The 22,002-nt window shown below is 64.0% G+C and carries 7 protein-coding genes and 1 pseudogene; all 8 read left to right on the top strand.

Annotated features, from left to right (window positions below; translation table 11 throughout):
- Positions 1–18: 18 nt before the first annotated feature.
- The 8 genes and pseudogenes from WDS16_RS22500 to WDS16_RS22465 all read left to right on the top strand — a co-directional run bounded on the left by WDS16_RS22500 (position 19) and on the right by WDS16_RS22465 (position 22,002).
- A complete protein-coding gene (locus WDS16_RS22500) occupies positions 19–531 on the top strand; it encodes a TIGR04338 family metallohydrolase (protein ID WP_338887852.1) in 513 nt (170 codons plus the stop codon).
- 16 nt (positions 532–547) lie between these two features.
- Positions 548–1,312, top strand: a complete 765-nt coding sequence (locus WDS16_RS22495) for an LLM class F420-dependent oxidoreductase (RefSeq protein WP_338887851.1) — start codon at positions 548–550, stop codon at positions 1,310–1,312.
- 57 nt (positions 1,313–1,369) lie between these two features.
- On the top strand, positions 1,370–1,513 hold the full coding sequence (locus WDS16_RS22490; RefSeq protein ID WP_338887850.1) for a hypothetical protein: 144 nt from the start codon (positions 1,370–1,372) through the stop codon (positions 1,511–1,513).
- Positions 1,514–1,597: 84 nt separating this feature from the next.
- Positions 1,598–3,301: pseudogene (locus WDS16_RS22485) on the top strand (ABC transporter substrate-binding protein/permease).
- A gap of 3 nt (positions 3,302–3,304) precedes the next feature.
- Positions 3,305–4,033 carry an amino acid ABC transporter ATP-binding protein gene (locus WDS16_RS22480; RefSeq protein WP_338887848.1) on the top strand — a complete coding sequence of 243 codons (729 nt, stop codon included), beginning with the start codon at positions 3,305–3,307 and terminating at the stop codon, positions 4,031–4,033.
- Positions 4,034–4,205: 172 nt separating this feature from the next.
- Entirely contained in the window at positions 4,206–6,248 is a 2,043-nt protein-coding gene (locus WDS16_RS22475) for a PhoX family phosphatase (protein ID WP_338887846.1), read from the top strand.
- Positions 6,249–6,535: 287 nt separating this feature from the next.
- Positions 6,536–21,019, top strand: a complete 14,484-nt coding sequence (locus WDS16_RS22470) for an amino acid adenylation domain-containing protein (RefSeq protein WP_422395700.1) — start codon at positions 6,536–6,538, stop codon at positions 21,017–21,019.
- The gene (locus WDS16_RS22465) at positions 21,016–22,002 is read left to right on the top strand and encodes an alpha/beta hydrolase (RefSeq protein WP_422395699.1); all 987 of its coding nucleotides are present in this window, start codon (positions 21,016–21,018) and stop codon (positions 22,000–22,002) included. The genes WDS16_RS22470 and WDS16_RS22465 overlap by 4 nt, the downstream gene beginning before the upstream one ends.

Raw genomic sequence — 22,002 nt, 5'->3', positions numbered from 1 at the left:
CGTATTAGGCTCGCGCCGGTGAAGAACAGGGATTCACAGCGGTCCAAGGTCTACGAAGCGGAAAGCATGGTTCGCACCATGTTCGACCGCGCGGACGAGCGGGACCTGCGTACCGTCCAGATTCTCGGCTCGACCCTGACGTTGCCCATCGAGCGGAAGTTCGCCTCCGTCGACTCGGTGCAGAGCTACGTCGATTCCGTCCTGGCATTGAACTGGGTCAGCGAGACCTGGCCACAAGCGAGCACCGTCGTCCATGTTCGTGAGCGGTCGGGGTCGGCGGCGTCTCACTACGAGCGGGACACCCGCACAATCGCCATTCCGCTGCACCGACGAAACGAGGCATGGGCCCTTCGCGAGCTCGTCGTACTGCACGAGCTCGCACATCACCTCGAACCAGACAATTCCGACTTCCCCTCCCACGGTGGACAATTCGTCGATCGGTTCGTGACACTCGTCAGTGAGGTCATCGGCCAGGAAGCCGGATTCGTCCTGCGCGCGACGATGCACCAAACCGGCGTCGAATTCGCATGAGGCGCATCATGGAGACATGAACATAAAAATCGGTGTACAGCTCCAGCCGCAGCACGCCCCCGACTACCAGCTCATTCGCGACGCGGTATTGCGCTCGGAGGATGCGGGGGTCGACATCGTCTTCAACTGGGATCACTTCTATCCGCTGTACGGCGACCTCGACGGTGCACACTTCGAATGCTGGACGATGCTCGGGGCCTGGGCAGAGCAGACGTCGAACGTCGAGATCGGGGCACTCGTCACCGGCGGTGGCTACCGCAATCCCGACCTGCTCGCGGACATGGCCCGCACCGTCGACCACATCAGCGGTGGTCGCCTGATCCTCGGCATCGGTGGCGGCTGGAACGAAAAAGACTACGACAACTTCGGTTACGAGTTCGGCACGGCAGGGTCGCGCCTGAAGTTGCTGAACGAGAACCTCGCACGCATCAAGCACCGACTCGAGGTCGGCAATCCTGCCGCGACACGCGAGATTCCGATCCTCATCGGCGGCGGCGGCGAGAAGAAGACACTCAGGATGGTCGCCGAGTACGCACACATTTGGCACAGCTTCGCAGATCTCGACGAGCTGAAGCGAAAGTCGGGCATCCTCGCAGAGCACGGCGAGAGCGTCGGGCGCGACGTCTCGGGTATCACACGTTCGGTGTCGTGGCCCGGAGCCGACAAGGCCCAGGGATTCGTCGACGCCGGAGTCGCACTGTTCACCGTCGGAACCGGCGGTCCGGAGTACGACCTCACCGAGCTGAAGGACGCCATCGCGTGGCGCGAAGCCAACAAGTAATTTCCAGTTTCGGCAAATAATCTTGCCGATTCTCGGATCGCAGTGGATTCTCGACCTATGGACACAACGGAGACAGCCCCATTCGCACCTGCTTCGGAAGCCGAGGTCTGCAACATCGTCCTCGGTAATCGACGACACGGCATCGAAGAATTGATCGAAATCCCCGACGACGGGGAATGCGGGGCGGCGAGAGCGGGTTGACACAACCGCAATCCGATTCCCTGAGTCCGGTATCCCCGCGATAGCCTCAGGGGTCTTTTGATCCGTTTACCGAGGAGATCCGCAGTGAACAGTCGCCCTGTACGAGGCCGTGCCCTTGCAGCTATTGCTGCAACGCTCGCACTTACGCTCGGGGCCGTCGCCTGTTCGAGTGACAACTCCTCCGGTGGTACCGGCGAGAACGCACTCGCCGGGTCCGACCAGGTTTCGCTCGACAAGTACACGACGGACAACGTCACCCCGCTCGATCAAATCGACACTGCAGAGCTCGGTCTGATCAAGCCCGGCACGCTGTACGTCGGAACCTTGTCCGACGCCCCGCCGAACATCTTCATCGACGAGGCAGGCAACTTCACCGGGTTCGACAACGAGCTGCTGCGGGCTGTCGCAGCGAAACTGGACCTCACCGTCGAGTTCTCGGCGACCGAGTTCTCCAGCCTGCTCGCCGCCGTGAACAACAAGGTCTACGACGCCGGTTCGTCGTCGATCTCGACGACCGATGCTCGCCGCAACACCGTCGGATTCACCAATGGCTACGACTTCGGCGAGATGGCGCTCGTGGCGAAGAACGACTACTCGATCAAGACGATCGCCGAACTCGACGACCAGCAGCGCATCGGCGTCGTGCAGGGAACCGTTCAGGACGACTACGTCACCAACACACTCGGAATCGAGCCGGTCAGGTTCCCGGACTACAACACTGCGTACGCGAATGTGAAGTCCGGCCAGATCGACGCGTGGGTGGCTCCGTCACAGCAAGCATCGGGGCAGGTCAAGGCCGAGGACGGCGTCGCGATCCTCGAGAAGACGATCAACACCACCAACTTCACCGCGTTCGCGGTGGCCAAGGACAATCAGCCGCTGATCGATGCACTGAACTCCGGTCTCGACGCGGTGGTTGCCGACGGCACGTGGAACACCCTGGAAAAGGAGTGGTACCCAGACCGTGAAGTTCCCGCGGACTGGAAGCCCGGCAGCAAGGCGTCCACCCCTCCCGCGTCCTGATCGATGGATACTCTGTCGAACCTGTACGACACGTTCTTCGATTGGCAACTCATCTGGGAGACCGTTCCCAAGCTGATCACCGTCGGATTGCCGAACACTCTGATTCTGGCCATATCCTCCGGAGTGATCGGCACGATCATAGGTCTCGGCCTGGCGGTCGCGGGAATTTCCCGCGCCCGCTGGCTGAGATGGCCTGCGCGCGTGTACACCGACATTTTTCGTGGACTGCCCGCGGCCGTGGTCATTCTTCTCATCGGACTCGGTTTCGGTCCGACGCTCACTCAGCTGACCGGCAGCCGGAGTCCGTTCCCGCTCGGGATCGCAGCTCTGTCGCTGATGGCCGCAGCGTATTTCGGTGAGATCTTTCGGTCCGGAATTCAGAGCGTCGACTCCGGTCAACTCGAAGCCTCCCGCGCGCTCGGATTCAGCTATCGCAAGTCGATGACTCTCATCGTCGTCCCGCAGGGGATCCGGCGTGTGTTGCCTGCGATCGTCAATCAGTTCATCTCGCTGATCAAGGACAGTTCGCTGATCTATTTCCTCGGTCTGCTTGCGTCGCAACGTGAGTTGTTCCGAATAGGGCAGGACACCGCCGCGCAAACCGGCAATCTGTCACCGCTGCTCGCGGCAGGCGTGTTCTATTTGATCTTGACCGTCCCGTTGACACACCTGGTCAACTTCATCGACAAGCGGTTGCGCTCCGGAAAAGCCGACACGTCGGGCACGCTCGATCCGGTCGAGGCGTCCATCGTGGTGGAGAGGTAGAACATGAGCTCAGTCTCGTTGACCGGCACCGATATTCACCTCGCATTCGGCAGCAACAAGGTCCTGCGCGGGGTGAACATTCACGTCGACGCGGGCCGGACGACGACGGTGATCGGACCGTCCGGTTCCGGCAAGTCGACGTTGCTTCGCGCTCTCAATCGGCTCCACGAACCCGATCAGGGTGACATCCTGCTCGGCGGAAAGTCCGTCCTGAAGGACAATCCGGACCACCTGCGGCAACGCATCGGCATGGTCTTCCAGCACTTCAATCTGTTCCCACACAAAACCGTCGCCGACAACGTCGCCCTTGCTCCGCAGAAGCTCAAGGGCATGTCCAGGGAGGAATCGCGGGCTGCGGCGATGGAGCAACTGGAGTTGGTCGGTCTGTCCAACAAGGCAGACTCGCGTCCCGGCAACCTGTCCGGTGGCCAGCAGCAGCGCGTCGCGATCGCCCGTGCGCTTGCCATGAAGCCCGAGGTCATGTTCTTCGACGAGGCAACGTCGGCTTTGGATCCAGAGCTGGTCAAGGGCGTGCTGGCGTTGATGGCGGATCTCGCGTCGGGCGGTATGACGATGGTGGTCGTCACCCATGAAATGGGCTTCGCCCGATCGGTGTCGAACAAGGTGCTGTTCATGGATCACGGAAGCGCCGTCGAAACCGGTACCCCTGAACAGCTTTTCGACGATCCGCACACCGATCGCCTGAAACAATTTCTGTCGCAGGTGCTCTAGGGCGCTCCGCGCCTAGTGGCATGGTTAAGTGTGCGGGAACGCACCTAACCATGCCACTGCGGCGGAGCCGCCTTAGGACTCAGCGGCGGAGCCGCCTTAGGGCAGGCTCGTTCTCCGCGTCTTCACCTTCACGTTTCTTTACTTTCGCTTTTTACTGACACTGTGCCAATCCATGAAGCTTCTTCCGATCCTGACAACCCACGACGGCAGCTCCGCCAGGTCCAACCTGACGTGCACGTACAAGTGCGGCAACGCGTGCTTCCACGAGGTTCCCAATACGTCGAAGGGTCAGTACTTCGGCGATGTCGTCAAGACTGCAATGACCAGGCGTGGGGTTCTCCGTGGCGGCGCAATGGCCGTGGTCGCGGTCGGCGCGGGCGGCATCTTGGCCGCCTGTAGCACCGATGAGCCGGCCGCAACGGGATCCGCCGGGTCGACGAGCACGCCGCCCGTGGACGGCGTCGACTTCACTGCAGTGGAGCCCAATACCGAGGATGCAGTGGTGATCCCGGAGGGCTACGAGCAGGCCGTCATCATCCGTTGGGGTGATCCCGTCCTCGAAGGCGCACCGGCTTTCGACTTCGACAACCAGACCGCGGCCGCACAGGCGATGCAGTTCGGTTTCAACAACGACTTCGCCGGATTGCTGCCGATCGAAGGAACACCCAACGCGTATCTGCTCGTGGTCAACCACGAGTACACCACCGAGCCGTTCCTGTTCAAGGGATACGACGAGGAGAACCCGACACGCGAACAGTTCGACATTGCGCTTGCAGCACACGGACTTTCGGTATTGCAGGTCGACGGCGAGTCGGGCTCGGGCAAGTTGACACCCGCATTCAGCCAGTACAACCGCCGCATCACCGGAACGACGGAGTTCGTCCTCACCGGCCCGGCTGCCGGTAGCGATCTGCTCAAGACGAGCGTCGATCCGACGGGGACGAAAGCCTTCGGCACGTTCAACAACTGCTCCGGTGGACTGACCCCATGGGGCACCGTGCTTTCGGGCGAGGAGAACTTCAACCAGTACTTCGGCAACGCAGAGTCGGTCACCGAACCCGTCCAGGCAGCGCGTCTGGCACGGTACGGAATCGAAGGCGCGGCCAGTGATCGAAAGTGGGAGCGCTTCGACAAGCGTTTCGACATTGCGCAGGAACCCAATGAGGTCAACCGATTCGGCTACGTCGTCGAGGTCGATCCGTGGGACCCGAGTTCGACGCCGATCAAGCACACCTCACTCGGACGGTTCAAGCACGAAGCCGCCACCATCTACGTCACCGACGACGGCACAGTCGTCGCCTACAGCGGTGACGACGAGCGTTTCGATTACATGTACAAGTTCGTCTCCAGCCGAAAGATCATGTCCGGCAACGGCCAGGCAGCCATGCGCGAGAACATGACCATCCTCGACGCAGGCACCCTGTACGTCGCGGTGCTCACCGGTGACGCACCGGACGCGATCGACGGCAGCGGGACGCTGCCGCCGTCGGGCAAGTTCGCCGGCAAGGGCGAGTGGATCCCGCTGCTGCGCACGGGCGAGGACGGCAAAGGCGAATCTCTCGTCGACGGTATGTCTGCCGAAGAGGTTGCCGTGTTCACTCGCCAGGCAGGTGACGCGGTCGGCGCCACCAAGATGGACCGCCCCGAGGATTTCGAGCCGAACCCGGTTACCGGCAAGGTCTACGTCGCGCTGACCAACAACTCGAACCGCGGCGCCGAGGGCAAGGCCGGTGCCGACGAGGCCAATCCCCGCAACAAGAACAAGAACGGTCAGGTCCTCGAGATCGAGGACGATCACGCGGGCACCACGTTCGTCTGGAATCTGCTGATCGTCGCCGGCGATCCGAACGAGGCCGACACGTATTTCGGCGGCTTCGACAAGACACAGGTCAGCCCGATCTCCTGCCCGGACAACCTTGCCTTCGACTCCAAGGGCAACCTGTGGATCTCGACGGACGGCAACGCTCTCGAATCCAACGACGGCCTGTTCGCCGTCGTCCTCGACGGTGAGCGTCGCGGCGAGACTCGGCAGTTCCTGACGGTTCCGGCGGGCGCCGAGACCTGCGGCCCGATCATCCAGGACGAGCGCGTGGTCGTCGCGGTGCAGCACCCGGGTGAGTTCGACGACGCGTCGGCCGACGCCCCCGGCTCGCACTGGCCCGACGGTGGCGACTCGCAGCCGCGTCCCTCGATGGTGGCGGTCTGGAAGTCCTGATTTTCCGCCCGAAAAGGCGCGCATAGCCGGTGGTCTACGGCTGTGCGCGCCTTCGTCGTTGTTAGGTTTCATTCAATCGATCGACCGCGTATGTGACTTTTCCGCATGCTCTCGGTCAGCCGCTCGAGCTGGTTGACCGGTGGTAACGGTTGTGTAAACCTCGGAAAAGACAGACCTGGCGGTCAGGACCTTCTACCACTGGGCGGGCGGCGCTTCGGGCAGCGCACGCGTCGCCGAGTCCCCACGTTGAACCGCCGGGACCGCGCTCCTTCGATCGAGAGCGAATTGTGGAATCGGCTGAATCAGTGACCTTGAGTGAGGACGACCTAGGCCAGGAGTGGGGCCCACGCGCACTCACTTCCGACGCGTTTCCGCTCACGGCGGCACAGCGTGGGCTGTGGTTCGCCCAACACCTGATGCCGGACGTCCCGATCACTATCGCGAACTACATCGATGTCCGCGGCGAGCTCGACCCTGTGCCGATGCGCGACGCGGTCCAGCAAGCGGCCGATGAACTTGGCGCGGGATCTCTACGCCTCGTCGAAATCGAGGGTGAGCCCTACCAGTACATCGATCGGTCCGCCCGCGAGGATTCCGATCAGCTCGACTTCTCGGGGGAGGCGGATCCCGTTCAAGCCGCGATCGACTGGATGCGCGCGGCGTACTCGACACCTACCGATCTGATCACCGGTCCGTTGATCAGGGCGGCCACGCTCCGGATAGCCGCGGATCGGACGTTCTGGTACTCCCACGTCCACCACATCGCGCTCGACGGCTACGGGGCGGTCCGGTTGATGAACCGGGCTGCAGAGATCTACACCGCTGTCTCGGCCGGCCAGGAACCGCCGCCGTCGAAGGCTAGCCCTCTCGAGGATGTCTACGCTGCCGAAATCGACTACCGACAGTCGTCACGATTCGACAAGGACCGGCAGTACTGGCTGGGCAAGACCCGCGAGCTGCCCCTACCGGTCAGCCCGACGGGCATCGTCGCGCCACCGGCAGCGCGGTCCCGGATCTGCGGTGGACCTCTACCGGAGACGATGGAACGGGCGTTGGCGCACACCGCAGCCCGGCTCGATTCCGCGTTCGCGCCCATCGCTGTCGCGGCGGTCTCTGCGTTTCTGGCCAGGCTCACCGGGGCCGACGACATCGTCTCGAGTCTGCCGGTGGCCGGGCGGACGACAGCAACACTCCGTCGCTCGGGTGGAATGGTGTCCAACGTTCTGCCGATTCGAGTGCAGATCGACGACGGCACGACTGTCGCGAGCCTGGTCGAGAGCGTGCAGCTGGAGCTGACCGGGGCGCTACGGCACCAGCGCTATCGCGCCGAGGACATCAGACGGGATGCCGGGGCGTCGCAGGAACATCGTGGCTTCTTCGGCCCGGCCGTCAACATCATGGCCTACGACACCGAGGTGCAGTTCGCAGACGTGACAGGGCATTTCAACGTGCTCTCCACCGGACCGGTGGAGGATCTCTCGGTCAACATCTACCCGCCGGTCGACGGCACTGGATCTCGCATCGATTTCGAGGCCAACCCCAACGTCTACAGCGCCGCGGTCTTCGAGGATCTCTACCGACGATTCATCCGCTTGTTCGCGGAGTTCCTCAGCAGCGATTCCGACGTCGCAGTGCTGACGCTGGGCATTCTGAATCCCGCAGAGTCCGAGGCCATCGTCCCTGCGCGGGGCGGCGCCGATGCCGCACCGATGCTGCTTCCGGACATCCTCGCCAGCGGAGTCCGAAACAATCCCGACGGTCTCGCCCTCGTCGAGGGCGATCGCACCATGTCCTACCGGGAACTCGACAGCGCGAGCAACGCGGTGGCCCGGGCGCTCATCGCACGCGGAGCCGGTCCCGATGCCGTCGTCGCGGTCGCGATCCCGCGGTCCGTCGAATCGGTCGTCGCGTTCTGGGCAGCTGCCAAGTCCGGCGCAGCGTTCGTGCCGATCGACCCCACGTATCCGGCCGAACGCCTCGCTCACATGCTGACCGACTCCGGCGTCCTGGTGGGTCTTCGCAGCGTGACGCTCAGCCAGTCGCTGCCCGATCGAGTCGAGTGGCTCGGGATCGACGACCCCTCGTTCGTCGAGGAAATATCCTCCTGGTCAACCGAACCGGTCACCGACGCAGATCGACGAGGATGTCTCCAACTCGACCATGTCGCGTACATGATCTACACGTCCGGCTCGACCGGAACTCCCAAAGGCGTGCTCGTCACGCATCGTGGTCTCGGCGTCTTCACTGCCGAGGAACGCCCCGAGCTCAAGCTGTCGACCGATTCACGTGTTCTCCGGTTCTCCTCGTCCAGTTTCGATGCTTCGGTATTCGAGATGCTTGCGGCATTCAGCGCGGGTGCAACGATGGTCGTCGCACCTGCGGACGTCTACGGCGGACGCGAACTGACCCAACTGATGCAGGAGCGCGCGGTCACCCACGTCGTGACCGCACCCGCCCTGTTGACAACGGTCGAGGTCGAGAAGGTCGACTCGCTCGAATCGGTCGTCGTCGGCGGCGATGTCTGCCCGCCGGATCTCGTGGAGAGACTGAGCGGACGAGCCGATCTTCGAAACAGCTACGGTCCCACCGAATCCACGATCGTCGTCACCATGTCGGATCTGCAGACCGATCCGCGAGCCATCACCATCGGCACTCCGTTGCAAGGTGCGTCGGCCGTCGTACTCGATCGGTGGCTTCGACCGGTACCGATCGGCATGACGGGCGAACTGTACGTCGGCGGCGTCGGTGTGGCTCGCGGATATCACCGAAAGCCCTCGCTGACCTCGGTTCGCTTCGTCGCCGACCCGTACGGTTCCGGCACCCGGCTCTACCGCACCGGTGACATCGTCCGCTGGCGCGTCGGGCATTCCGACGTCGCCGAGCTCGAATTCTTCGGACGCAGCGACTTCCAGGTGCAGCTCCACGGCCTCCGCATCGAACTCGGCGAGGTCGACGCGGTGCTGTCCTGGCATCAGTCCGTGGATTTCGTCGTGTCGAACCTTGTACACCGAGGCGACCGATCGTTTCTGGTGTCCTACGTCAAGATCAAACACGGGCACGAGTTCGACCAGGGCTCACTCCTCGCCCTCGCCTCCGATTTTCTTCCCTCACACATGGTTCCGTCGCACCTTGTCCAACTCGACTCCGTACCGATCACCCCGTCAGGCAAGGTCGACCGCTCGGCGCTGCCCGACCCCATCCGCGATATCGACGCCACTGCGTTCCGCCGTGCAAGCGGGCCCGTCCAGCAGGTCATCGCCGACGCCATGGCCGAGGTGCTCGGGCGTGAGTCCGTCGGCGTCGACGACTCGTTCTTCGCCCTCGGCGGTGACAGCATCGTCGCCATCGCGTTGGTGTCGAGGGCCAAGGCGTCGGGAGTGGTGTTCACGCCTCGAGATGTCTTCGAGCGCCGAACCGTTGCCGCTCTCGCGGACGTTGCCGTCAGCGGAAAGGAACGCGTCCGCCTCGACGAGTTCGACGGTGGCGGCGTCGGACGGATGCCGTTGCTCCCCATCGCACATAGCGTTCTGACCAGAGCCGAGTACCAGTCGGACGTCGATTGCTTCTTCCAATCGATCACCGTGCACGCCCCTGCCGACGCCACCCGCGATCGTATTATCGACGCTCTCGCAAAGGTTTTCGACCACCACGATCTCCTGCGAGCCACACTCATCGACGATGTGTTGGAGGTTGCTCCTGCCGGAAGTGTCGACGTCGGCGCGCTCGTGACCGAAGAAACGACGGATGATCCGAACGAGGTCGTCGCCCGCGCAGGCGCTCGACTGCGGCCACGCGAGGGCGTGATGCTTCAGGTCGTGCTCGTCACCTCCTGGGATGGTGCACGTCTGGTTCTGGTGCTGCACCACCTGGTGGTCGACGGGGTGTCCTGGCGAATTCTCCTTCCGGACTTGGCAAGCGCCTATTCCGGAGTTCCTCTGCAGCCGGTGGAGACGTCGATGCGGCGCTGGGCGCATGCCGTGGACGACCTCACAGTCGAGAGCGGGGACAAGTGGCGGACCATGGTCGGGGACGCAGATGCCGACCTGGGCGCTCGGCCACTCGATGCTCGCGACACCGGAGCAACCAGACAGCGCGTCGAACTGACTGTCCCAGCGCACGAGACCGAGGGGCTGCTCGAACGGCTCACCACCGAGTACCGCATGGGCCCGGAGGACGCACTCCTGACGGCTCTTGCCGTGGCGCTCGATCGGTGGCGGGATACACCCTCCCACCTCGTGTCGGTCGAGAGTCACGGACGCGACGAGGACGCCGTCGCCGGTGCCGATCTGACTCGTACGGTCGGATGGTTCACGACTGTTCATCCAGTGCGGGTGACCCTTCCTCGTGACGCCGATCCTGCTGCCGCGATCAAGGCCGTGAAAGAACAGCTCAGAGCCACACCGACTCCCACGCTCGGTTACGGAGTTCTGCGCGCGCGAGGCGACCTCGACGGTGTTCCGACGGCACAGATCAGCTTCAACTACCTGGGCAAGCTGCCCGAGTCGATGCACGGTCAACCGTGGGGTCCAGACTTGTCGGTGACCGCCGATGCAGGCAGTGGCCACCGACTCCGAACTCACGCGGTGCTCGAGATCGATGCGGCGGTTCGCGACGGCTCGCTGTACGCACGAATCGGATTCCCGACGGGGGTGCTCGACGAGGGTGACGTGCGCGCCCTCGCCGATCATTGGTCCGATGCGATGACCGAGCTCGCCGAGCACGGTAGATCCGAGGACGCGGGCAACCTGACGCCGAGTGACGTCCCACTCGTCACTGTCGATCAGTCACGACTCGATCAGTGGCAGAACACATATCGGTCGGTCGACGACGTGTGGCCACTCACTCCGCTGCAGCGCGGGTTGCTGTTCCATGCCGATCTGACCCGAGACGGGGTGGATCTCTACACCGCACAGATCGCGTTCGACCTCGGTGGGGATGTCGACGGAGAGCGTCTGCGCCGCGCAGCCCAGCGGCTGCTGGATCGGCACGCGAACCTGCGGACGGCGTTCGCGCACGATGCGCGCGGAATCCCGGTGCAGGTGATCCTGAGCCACGTCGAGGTTCCCTGGCGTGAAGAACGCACCGAGGATTTCGGCGCACAGAGGGCGGTCGAACGCAAGCAGCGGTTCGACATGGAATCGGCGCCCTTGATGAGATTCGTACTCCTGCGTGGCGCGAACCGCACGCAGCTGGTGCTCACCAATCACCACATCTTGTTCGACGGCTGGTCGATGCCGATTCTGATCAAGGAACTCCTCGTCTCGTACGCCGCCGACACGCACATTCCGCTGCCCGTCCGGCCGTATCGCGACTACCTCGTGTGGCTGGCAACGCGCGACACCGACGCGGTCTCGCGCTGGTCGGAATACCTCTCCGGCGCTACCGAACCCACACTGCTCGCCGGTGCGCCCACATCCGGCACGCGGCCGCCGGTGGATGTGTCCGTTCCAGTCGACGAGCTGGCCCTAGGTCCACTCGCCGAGACGTTGAACGTCACGGTCAACACCGTGGTCCAGACCGCATGGTCGATCATGTTGTCCGCGGTGCTTTCTCGCTCGGACGTCGTGTTCGGCGCCACCGTGTCCGGTCGGCCCGGTGAGCTCGCCGGCGCCACCGACATGCTCGGTCTGTTCATCAACACGCTTCCACTGCGGGTCCGCGGCGACGTTCGCGATACCGTGGCGGATCTGGCAGGACGCATTCAGCAGGAGCAGGTCGAACTACTCGACGTCCACCACGTCGGACTTGCCGAGATCCACGCTGCCGCTGGCCCAGGCGCAGGATTCGACACTCTCGTCGTGTTCGAGTCGTACCCGGTGGACCACAACGCACTCGACTCCACCACCGACATCGCCGGAATGCGTGTCCTCGGTATCGAGGTCGCCGATTCGACCCACTACCCGCTGACTCTCGTGACGGTGCTGGAACCGACGCCCACCATGACGTTGCGCTACTCACCCGACGCGTTCTCACCGAGCCAGGTCGCAACGTTCGCCGAGCGACTGCTGCGAGTGCTGGTCGCGATGGCAGCTCGTCCCCACGGCCGTGTCGTCGACATCGATGTTCTCGGCGAAGTGGAACACCGGGCCCTGAACCACGACTGGATCGCGACGTCCGTCGACTGCGGGTCGGACACCCTGGTGGACCTGCTTCGATCCGGAGCACCCGAGTACGGCAGCAATACGTGTGTCGTCTTCGACGGGCATTCGTTGACCTACGACAATTTCGCCGCTCGGGTGCAGTGTTCGGCACGGTTCCTGATCTCGCGCGGGGTCGGGCCAGAATCGGTGGTCGGCGTCGCACTGCCGCGGTCGATCGATCTGCTGGTCGCAGTGCATGCCGTCGTCCATGCAGGCGCTGCGTATCTCCCGCTCGACGCGTCCCTTCCCGCGGCGCGTATCTCGTCCATGATCCACACCGCCTCGCCGGTACTGATTCTCGGCTCGCAGATCGAGAGTTCGGTACCCGTCGTCGACCCACGGACGCTCGATCTGTCCGGGTTCGCCACGGGCCCCATCGCTCGGCATGAGCGTCGTACTCTCGTTCGCCCCGACAACACCGCGTACGTCCTGTTCACGTCGGGTTCCACCGGGAGCCCCAAAGGTGTTGCCGTATCGCATGCGTCGATTGTGAACAGACTGCTGTGGATGCAGAACACCTATCCGATCGACGAATCCGACGTCGTTCTGCACAAGACTCCGACGACGTTCGACGTGTCGGTGTGGGAATTGTTCTGGCCACACCTGGCCGGGGCGAGCACCGTGATCGCCGAGCCCGAGGGACACCGCGACCCCAAGTATCTATCGCGGCTCATCGGTGAAACAGGAGTAACCACTGCGCATTTCGTACCGTCCATGCTGGATCTGTTTCTCGAACACGGCGACAGCGCGGAATGCGGATCGCTTCTTCGGATCTTCGCCAGTGGCGAAGCCCTCACTCGCAGAACGGTGCAGCGCACGCACGCCGCGCTCGATGCTGAATTGCACAACCTGTACGGACCGACCGAAGCAGCAGTCGACGTCACGTATCACCGGACCGACGCCGCCGACTCCGGCCCGGTTCCCATCGGGGCGCCAGTATGGAACACCGCGGTGCGGGTGCTGGACGAATCGCTCCGAACTGTCCCGATCGGCACTCCCGGCGAGCTGTATCTCTCCGGTGTCCAGCTCGCCCGTGGCTACCTGGGCAGGGCAGGACTGACATCCGAACGGTTCGTCGCCAGCCCGTTCGGCGACGGCAGCCGCCTGTACCGGACCGGCGACCTGGTCCGCTGGACGGACGACGGCGAGCTGCTCTATCTGGGACGCAACGATTTCCAGGTCAAGCTGCGCGGTCAACGTCTCGAGCTCGGTGATATCGAGGAGTCGCTTCTGCGCTTGAATGGCGTGACCAACGCGGTGGTGACCGTACACGGCTCCGAATCGAACTCTCGACTCGTCGCCTACATCTGCGGATCGGCCGATCCCAGCGATGCTCGCGCCCACGCCGAGAGCGAGCTACCCGCGTTCATGGTTCCGTCGGTATACGTTCCGCTTGCTCGTCTTCCCCTGGGTCGCAACGGAAAACTGGATCGGTCCGCACTGCCCGAACCGACTGCGTCGCCGTTGGAGGACGTACCGCCCGAGGGAGACTCGGAGGTCACCGTCGCCCAGATCTTCGCCGACGTCCTCGGCGTCAGCGACGTCGGAGCCACCACCACATGGTTCGAACTCGGCGGCAACTCTCTCGCTGCAACGCAGGTAGTCGCCCGCATCAACGCCGAACTCGGCGGAAGGCTCGGCGTGCGGGATCTGTTCGAGGAACCGACGGTCCGCGGGTTGACCGCCCGGATCGTTGCCGGTCCGACGGGTCCGCCTCTCGTGCAGGCGGATCGACCCGCGTCGATCCCGCTTGCACCGAACCAGCATCGGATGTGGTTGCTCAATCGATTCGATCCGACTTCCGGTGCGTACAACATCGTCGGTGCAGTTCGGCTGACCGGCACACTCGACGCCGACGCCCTGGTGGAGGCAGTGTTCGACGTCGTCGACCGGCACGAGGCCCTCCGCACCGTCTACCCGGATTCGCCCGACGGGCCGCGACAAGTCGTCGTCGATTCGGACTACCTCGACGTACGCGTCACCGACACGACCGAGTCGACGCTCACCGGCGCACTCGTCGGCCTTGCCGCGCGCGGCTTCGATATCACCGACCGGCCTCCCGTCCGGGCGTCGGTGTTCCGCCTCGCGCCGGACAGGCACGTCCTGCTCGTCGTCACGCATCACATCGCGGCCGACGGCTGGTCGATGCGTCCTCTGGCCCGCGACGTCATGGTCGCCTACACGGCACGTGCGGCAGGTGCGGTACCGACATGGTCGCCGCTGGACGTGCAGTACGTCGACTACGCACTGTGGAAGGCCGCTGTCCTGGGTTCGGAGTCCGATCCCGTATCTCTCGCCAACCGTCAACTCGACTTCTGGACAAAGGAACTCGCCGCTCTACCCGACGTCCTTCCGTTGCCGACCGACCGAAAGCGCCCGGCGGTGGCGTCGTACCGCGGTGACGCTGTCGCGTTCTCGGTTCCCGAACCGGTCCACAGTGCGATCGTCGAGCTCGCTCGACGCACCGGCACCACCGAGTTCATGATTCTGCATGCTGCCCTTGCAGTGCTGCTCGCTCGGATATCCGGCGAGCGAGACATCACCGTCGGGACTCCCGTCGCGGGGCGTGGTGAACGTGCACTCGACGAACTCGTCGGCATGTTCGTCGGTACGCTCGCGCTCCGGGTTGCCGTCGACGCAGCAGCGACATTCACCGACACTCTGGCGCGAGTACAGGACCGCGACCTCGCCGCGTACGCACACACGGATATCCCCTTCGACCGAGTCGTGGAAGAACTCACTCCCGAGCGCTCGACCGCACACCATCCGCTGTTTCAGGTGATGCTGACACTCGACGAGCCCACGCCGTCGGTCGAACTACCGGGTCTGACTGTCGAACCCCTCGCCCCGGTCGGAGCCGTCGCCAAATTCGATCTACAGTTCGGTCTCGATTCCGTCGACCTGAGTGGAACTCTCACCTACGCAACGGATCTCTTCGATCGGGCTACCGCGCTGCGCTTCGTCGAGCTGTACGTGACGATTCTGGAGGCCTGCGTCACAGATCCCGCAGCGGTCGTCGGGGATGTTCCTCTCCCGGCGCCGAGCGCGCTTCACGGAACGCATGCCCTACGCCAACGCACGCTCCCGGATATCCTGTCCGCAGCCGTCGTCCTGTCGGCGGGAGGGACTGCGCTCGAGTTCGGGGAGACGAGCGTGAGTTACCCCGATCTCGACGACGCGTCCACTCGAATCGCTCGGCAATTGATCGCTCGAGGAGCTGGACCCGAGAGCTTCGTCGCGATTGCTCTCGGCCGGAGCGTCACCTCGATCACGATGCTGTGGGCAGTAGCCAAGACCGGCGCGGCATTCGTACCGATCGACCCTGGTTATCCGGCGGACCGAATCGCGCACATGCTCGACGATTCGGGCGCCACGCTGGGTATCACCGATACCCTGAATATCGGTGAGTTGGACTGGATCCATCCCGACGAGCTCGATCCCAAGTCCGGTTCGGCGTTCCCGATCACTCCCGACGAACGAACCACTGAGTTGCATCCAAGACATGCGGCGTACGTGATCTACACATCGGGGTCGACCGGCGTACCCAAGGGCGTCACGGTCACCCACACGGGTCTGGCCAACCTCACCGCCGAATTCACCGAACGCTTCGGACTCGACAACTCCAGTCGCTGTTTCCATTTCGCATCCACCAGCTTCGACGCCTCGGTCCTCGAACTACTGGTCGCCCTCGGTGTCGGTGCCACCATGCGTATCGCGCCCCCGGACATCTACGGTGGAGCCGAGCTCGTGTCGGCCCTCGCCGGCGTCACCCACGCATTTCTGACGCCCGCCGCTGCCGCCACCGTCGATCCTGATTCTGTGCCCGAACTGCGCACACTCATCGTCGCCGGTGAGGCCTGCGGACCCCAGTTGGCACACACGTGGGCACCTCGTGTCGCACTGTTCAATGGATACGGGCCCACCGAGACCACCATCGTGACGACGATGTCAGGCCCGATGTCGGCGTCGGATCCGATCGTGATCGGCGGCCCGACCCGAGGCGTCGACGCGTACGTGCTGGACAACAGACTGCGCCCGGTTCCGATCGGAGTTGTCGGCGAGCTCTACCTCGGCGGCGACGCGCTCGCACGTGGTTACCACCGCAATCCGGGCAAGACCTCCGCAGCGTTCGTCGCCGATCCTGTCGGCGGCAGAGGGGGACGGCTTTACCGCACAGGCGATCGGGTACGTGTCGTCGACGACGCTCTCGACTACCACGGTCGTGGGGACAACCAGGTCAAGGTCCGGGGTTTCCGCGTCGAGCTGGGTGAGATCGAGGCAGTGCTGACGAGACACCCGGCCGTCGCACACGCCGTCGCCGATGTACGCGAGGGCAGTGTTGTCGGCTACGTGGTGCTGCACCAGCACATGGACGTCGCTCTGATCGTCGAGCACGCGCGAACAGCGTTGCCGGCGCACATGGTTCCGCGGGCGGTGACCGTCATCGACGCGGTACCGATGACGCGGTCGGGCAAGACGAACCGCAAGGCGTTGCCGACCGCAGTGTTCGCGGCCGCCGAGTACACACCGCCGCGCACGAGCACCGAGGAGACCGTCGCCGACGTTTTTCGCATCGTCCTCGACATCGAGCGAGTCGGCGTCGACGACAACTTCTTCGACCTGGGTGGCAACTCACTCGTCGCCACCAGGGTCGTGGCACGGATCAACGAACAGGCAGGTACTGCACTGCCGGTACGCGCGCTGTTCGAGGCGCCGACAGTGGCGCAGCTGGCCGTCGCGGTCGAGAGCGCAGAGTCGACGTCACTGCCTGCCCTTCGACCCGGCCCGCGCCCGGACATCATTCCGTTGTCCGCAGCCCAGCGCCGAATGTGGTTGCTGAATCAGGCAGAACCCAGTTCCGCGGCGTACAACGTCGCGTTCGCAGTACGGCTGAGCGGATCTCTCGATGTCGACGCGTTGTCCCTGGCCGTCCGAGACGTCCTTGATCGGCACGAGACGCTACGGACGGTCTATCCAGTCGCGGACGAACCGCACCAGGTGATTCTTTCAGTCGACGACGTCGAGCTCGACCTGGCACCTCGAGACGTCGCCGAACAGTCCGTTCTCGCCGAATCTGCACGCGTCCTCAGCCGAGGATTCGACGTGACCGCCGGTGTACCGCTGCGCGGCAGTCTGTTCCGTACCCGCCCGGACGAATACGTGTTGTTGCTCGTCGTGCATCACATCGCCGCCGATGGCGTCTCGATGGGACCCCTCGCGCGTGATGTGGTCGCCGCATATGCGGCCCGCCTACACGGCGCTCCGACGCCGTGGGACCCACTTCCAGCGCAATACGCAGATTTCGCTCTGTGGCAGGTGGCGGTTCTCGGATCTGCCGAGGACCCGAGTTCGATACTCTCGCGTCAGCTCGAGTTCTGGCGAAGGACGCTCGACGGGCTCCCGGACGTACTCGAATTGCCCACGGACCGTCCACGACCCGCATTCGCCTCCCAGCGCGGCGCCCAGATCGACTTCGACATCGGCTCGGAGCTGTTGGCGGCCGTCCGCTCGCTCGCACACCGTCACAGCGCATCGGTGTTCATGGTGATGAACGCGGTCTACTCGATACTCTTGGCCCGCCTGTCCGGGTGTTCGGATATCGCCGTCGGAACCACCGTCGCCGGGCGTGGCGCGGGTGCCCTAGACGATGTCGTCGGTATGTTCGTCGGAACAGTCGTGCTGCGCAACGACGTTCAGTCGTCGATGCCGTTCACGGAGTTCCTGACCCAAGTACGGGAGAACAATCTCGACGCACTCGAACATGCGGACGTTCCGTTCGAGCTGGTAGTGGAAGCGGTTCGACCGACTCGCGCGACCTCGCACTCGCCGCTCTTCCAAGCTCTGCTGGCGTACCACCCCGCGCGCCCGAGTTCTATCGAGCTCCCCGGCCTCACAGTGTCCGAGTTCCCGTACGAACCTGGGGTCACTCGCTTCGACTTGGCGATGACGCTGACCGAAGCGAGCGACGGGCTCCACGGCGCGCTGCGATACAGCACAGATCTATTCGACGCCGCAACGGTGTCCGGTTTCGCCGAACGCATTCTTCGCATTCTTGCTGCGGCAGTATATGATTCGCTGCAACCCATCGGCGACATCGATATCCTCGCCGCGGACGAGCGCCGCAGACTTGTCCCGGTCGATGCCGTCGGGTCGGTGCCGGCGCTGACCCTGCCCGAGCTGATCGACGCTGCGGTACGGCAGCACCCGGACGGCGTTGCGCTGCGTTGGGACGGAAGGGACTACACATACCGAGAGGCGGACACGAAGTCGACGCAACTCGCTCGGGTTCTGCTGGGGTACGGCATCGGGCCGGAGACCATTGTTGCGATAGGACTGCCGCGTTCATTGCACTCGGTTCTCACGGTGTGGGCGGTCACCAAGACCGGTGCGGCATACGTCCCCATCGACCCGGCATATCCAGCTGAACGGCTCGAACACATGGTGCACGACTCGGGCGCCGTCATGGGCATCACCGACGCCGAACACCGCTTGGCCCTGCCGGGAGCCATCACATGGCTCGAACTCGACGACGAGGACAATCGAGCCGAGATGGATGGTGCCTCGAGCCAACCGGTCACGTCCCAGGAACTCAGCGACATCGTCGATCTCGACAGTGCTGCGTACATGATCTACACATCGGGCTCGACGGGTGTGCCCAAGGGCGTCGTCGTCTCCCACCGCGGTCTGGCAAACCTCGCGGAATCCAGGCGCTCACTGCACCGCGTCGGGAGATCTTCTCGGTTCCTACACAACACTTCCCCGAGCTTCGACATGGCCGTCGGTGAGATGGTGTCGGCATTGTCCGCCGCCGCAACGCTGGTGATCTCGCCGCCCGAAATCATCGGCGGAGACGAGTTGACGAGTTTCATTCGGGCGGAGGCCGTCACGCACACGCTGACGACACCCTCGACACTGTCGAGTCTCGATCCGACCGGCCTCGATGCTCTCGAAGTCGTCTGCGTCGGCGGTGAGGCGTGCAGCCCGGAACTGGTTTCTCGGTGGGCGCCCGGACGGATCATGCTCAACGGTTACGGCCCGACCGAGGCCACGGACATCTCGACGCTCGGCGAACTCTCACCAGACACGCCGGTAGACATCGGAACGCCCATAGCCGGACTCTCCGCGCTCGTTCTCGATGCGCGACTGCATCCGGTCCCCACCGGCGTTCCTGGCGAGCTGTACGTCGCGGGCCCCGCGCTGGCGCGCGGCTATCACGGGCGTCCTGGCCTGAGCGCCGGTCGCTTCGTTGCCAACCCGTACAGCGGTGGTCGCATGTACCGGACCGGTGACATCGTGCGATGGACAGCAGACGGCCGACTGCGCTACAGCGGACGCGGAGACACACAGGTCAAGATCCGCGGGTACCGTGTCGAACTCGGTGAAATCGACGCCGCGCTGTCGACACACCCGTCAGTCGACTTCGCAGTCACTGTCGGCCACACGGGAGCGGTTGGTCAGCAGGTCCTCGTGTCGTACGTGCTCGGCGACGCCGAGGGGCTTCGCGAGTACCTGCGTTCGCGTCTTCCCGGTTATATGATTCCTGCCGCCGTGACGGCACTGGATGCGGTACCTCGCACCCCGACAGGCAAACTCGACCTCGGTGCGCTTCCACCACCGAACTTCGACCGCCTTCGCGGCGAACACAGATCCCCGTCCACGACGACCGAACGGCTCGTCATCGAAACATTCTCGGAGGTACTTGCAGTGAGCGACATCGGAGTAACGGATGACTTCTTCGAGAGTGGCGGTTCGTCGCTGACGGCCCTGAAGGTCCTCAGCACGCTACGCACGGCGACGGGAACATCTCTGCCCCTACAGTCGTTACTAGCAGACCCGACGCCGGAATCGATTGCATCCCTGTTGGATTCCGGGACGGATTCAACCAGCTCGTTCGACATCGTGTTCCCCATCAGGACGGACGGGGAGGGTGCACCGCTGTTCTGCATCCACCCCATCGTCGGACTGTCGTGGTGCTACAACGGATTCGACAAGTACACCGACCGTCCGATCTACGGAATCCAGACCCCTGGCCAGTCCGATCTGCCGGACACACTCGATGCTCTCGCGCAGCGGTACATCGACGAGATCGAGAAGATCCTTCCCGATGGCCCTTACAACTTGCTCGGCTGGTCGCTCGGCGGAACCATCGCCCACGCCATGGCCGTACGGTTGCGGCAGCAGGGAAAGCAGGTCGATTCGCTCGTTCTGTTGGACAGCCATGCCGTCCAACGGGAGAACGTCTGGGACGCCGAGCTTCCTGCAGCAGACCTGCTCGATGCCGTCGGCATCACCATGCCCGGAATCAGCGGGCAACGCATCACCCTCGAGTCCTTGCCGTCCCTCGTTGCCGGCTCGGGCGTCATCGAGACCCACGAGGTCGAGCGACTCATCGCGGCGGCTCGCCACAACCACGAACTTGCCGTCGGCCACGTCCCGGGCGTCTACGACGGGGATGTGCTGTTCGTCGGAGCGGAGCACGAGGAACTGTACGGACTTGCCACCTGGCACCCTTACATTCGTGGTCAGATCTCGACTTACACAGTTCCGCAGTCACATTGGCAGATGACCTCGGCATCGGCGTTGCGTGCTGTCGGTCCGCTCGTCGCGCGGCACCTCGGGGCGTACAGGTGAGGTGGATTCACCGGGTTCTCGTCGTCGTGACTGCTGCTCTGCTGCTCGCACCGAACACTGTTGCGTTCGCGCAACCCGGCACAGGTTCCCTGGACCACATCGACAAGACGACCGATCGTCGGTGGGATGTCTTCGTCTACTCACCGTCGATGGTCAAGGTGATTCAGCTGCAGGTACTGCGGCCCGCCGATTCCTCGGTTCCGCGGCCCATTCTCTACATGCTCAACGGTGCGGGCGGCGGCGAGGACGGAGCGAATTGGCTGCGCCAGACCGACATGCCGGAGTTCTTCGCAGACAAGAACGTCAACGTCGTCATCCCGGTCGGCGGTTACCTCAGCTACTACACCGACTGGGAACGCGACGACCCCAACCTCGGGCGCAACAAGTGGCAGACGTTCCTCACCGAGGAATTACCCCCAGTCCTCGACGAGGCCCTCGGAGCGAACGGCGTCAACGCCATAGGTGGACTGTCGATGTCGGCGGGATCCGTCCTCGATCTGGCGATCCAGGCGCCCGGCCTGTACCGCGGGGTGGCGTCGTACAGCGGGTGCGCGCAGACGTCCGATCCGATGGCACGCAACTTCATTCGCGCCCTCGTCGCCGTCCGTGGCAAGGGGAACACCGACAACATGTGGGGTCCCGACGGTGACCCCCGCTGGGTCGAGCACGACCCGTACGTCAATGCAGAGAAGCTTCGGGGGCTCGAACTGTTCGTCTCCAACGCCACCGGGCTTCCGGGGCCGCACGAGATGCCGAATGCTCTGCGGCCGGCGGGTGCGCCGCCACTCCAGGACCAGATCGTCGTCGGCGGAGTCATCGAGGCAGTGTCGAACGGATGCGCAATCCGGTTGCAGGACAGACTCGATGAGCTCGGGATACCTGCAGAATTCGACCTCGGGTACGCGGGAACGCATTCTTGGTTGTACTGGCAGGATGCACTGCGATCGTCCTGGCCGACGTTGGAGCGCGCCTTGGATTCCTAG

This window comes from Rhodococcus sovatensis (genome assembly GCF_037327425.1).
GTDB classification, from domain to species: domain Bacteria; phylum Actinomycetota; class Actinomycetes; order Mycobacteriales; family Mycobacteriaceae; genus Rhodococcoides; species Rhodococcoides sovatense.
This window is presented reverse-complemented; position numbering and strand designations above follow the sequence as displayed.

Coding starts and splice junctions, on each gene's coding strand:
- WDS16_RS22490 (WP_338887850.1), top strand. CDS start 1,370: ATGGACACAACGGAGACAGCCCCATTCGCACCTGCTTCGGAAGCCGAG.
- WDS16_RS22475 (WP_338887846.1), top strand. CDS start 4,206: ATGAAGCTTCTTCCGATCCTGACAACCCACGACGGCAGCTCCGCCAGG.
- WDS16_RS22480 (WP_338887848.1), top strand. CDS start 3,305: ATGAGCTCAGTCTCGTTGACCGGCACCGATATTCACCTCGCATTCGGC.
- WDS16_RS22495 (WP_338887851.1), top strand. CDS start 548: ATGAACATAAAAATCGGTGTACAGCTCCAGCCGCAGCACGCCCCCGAC.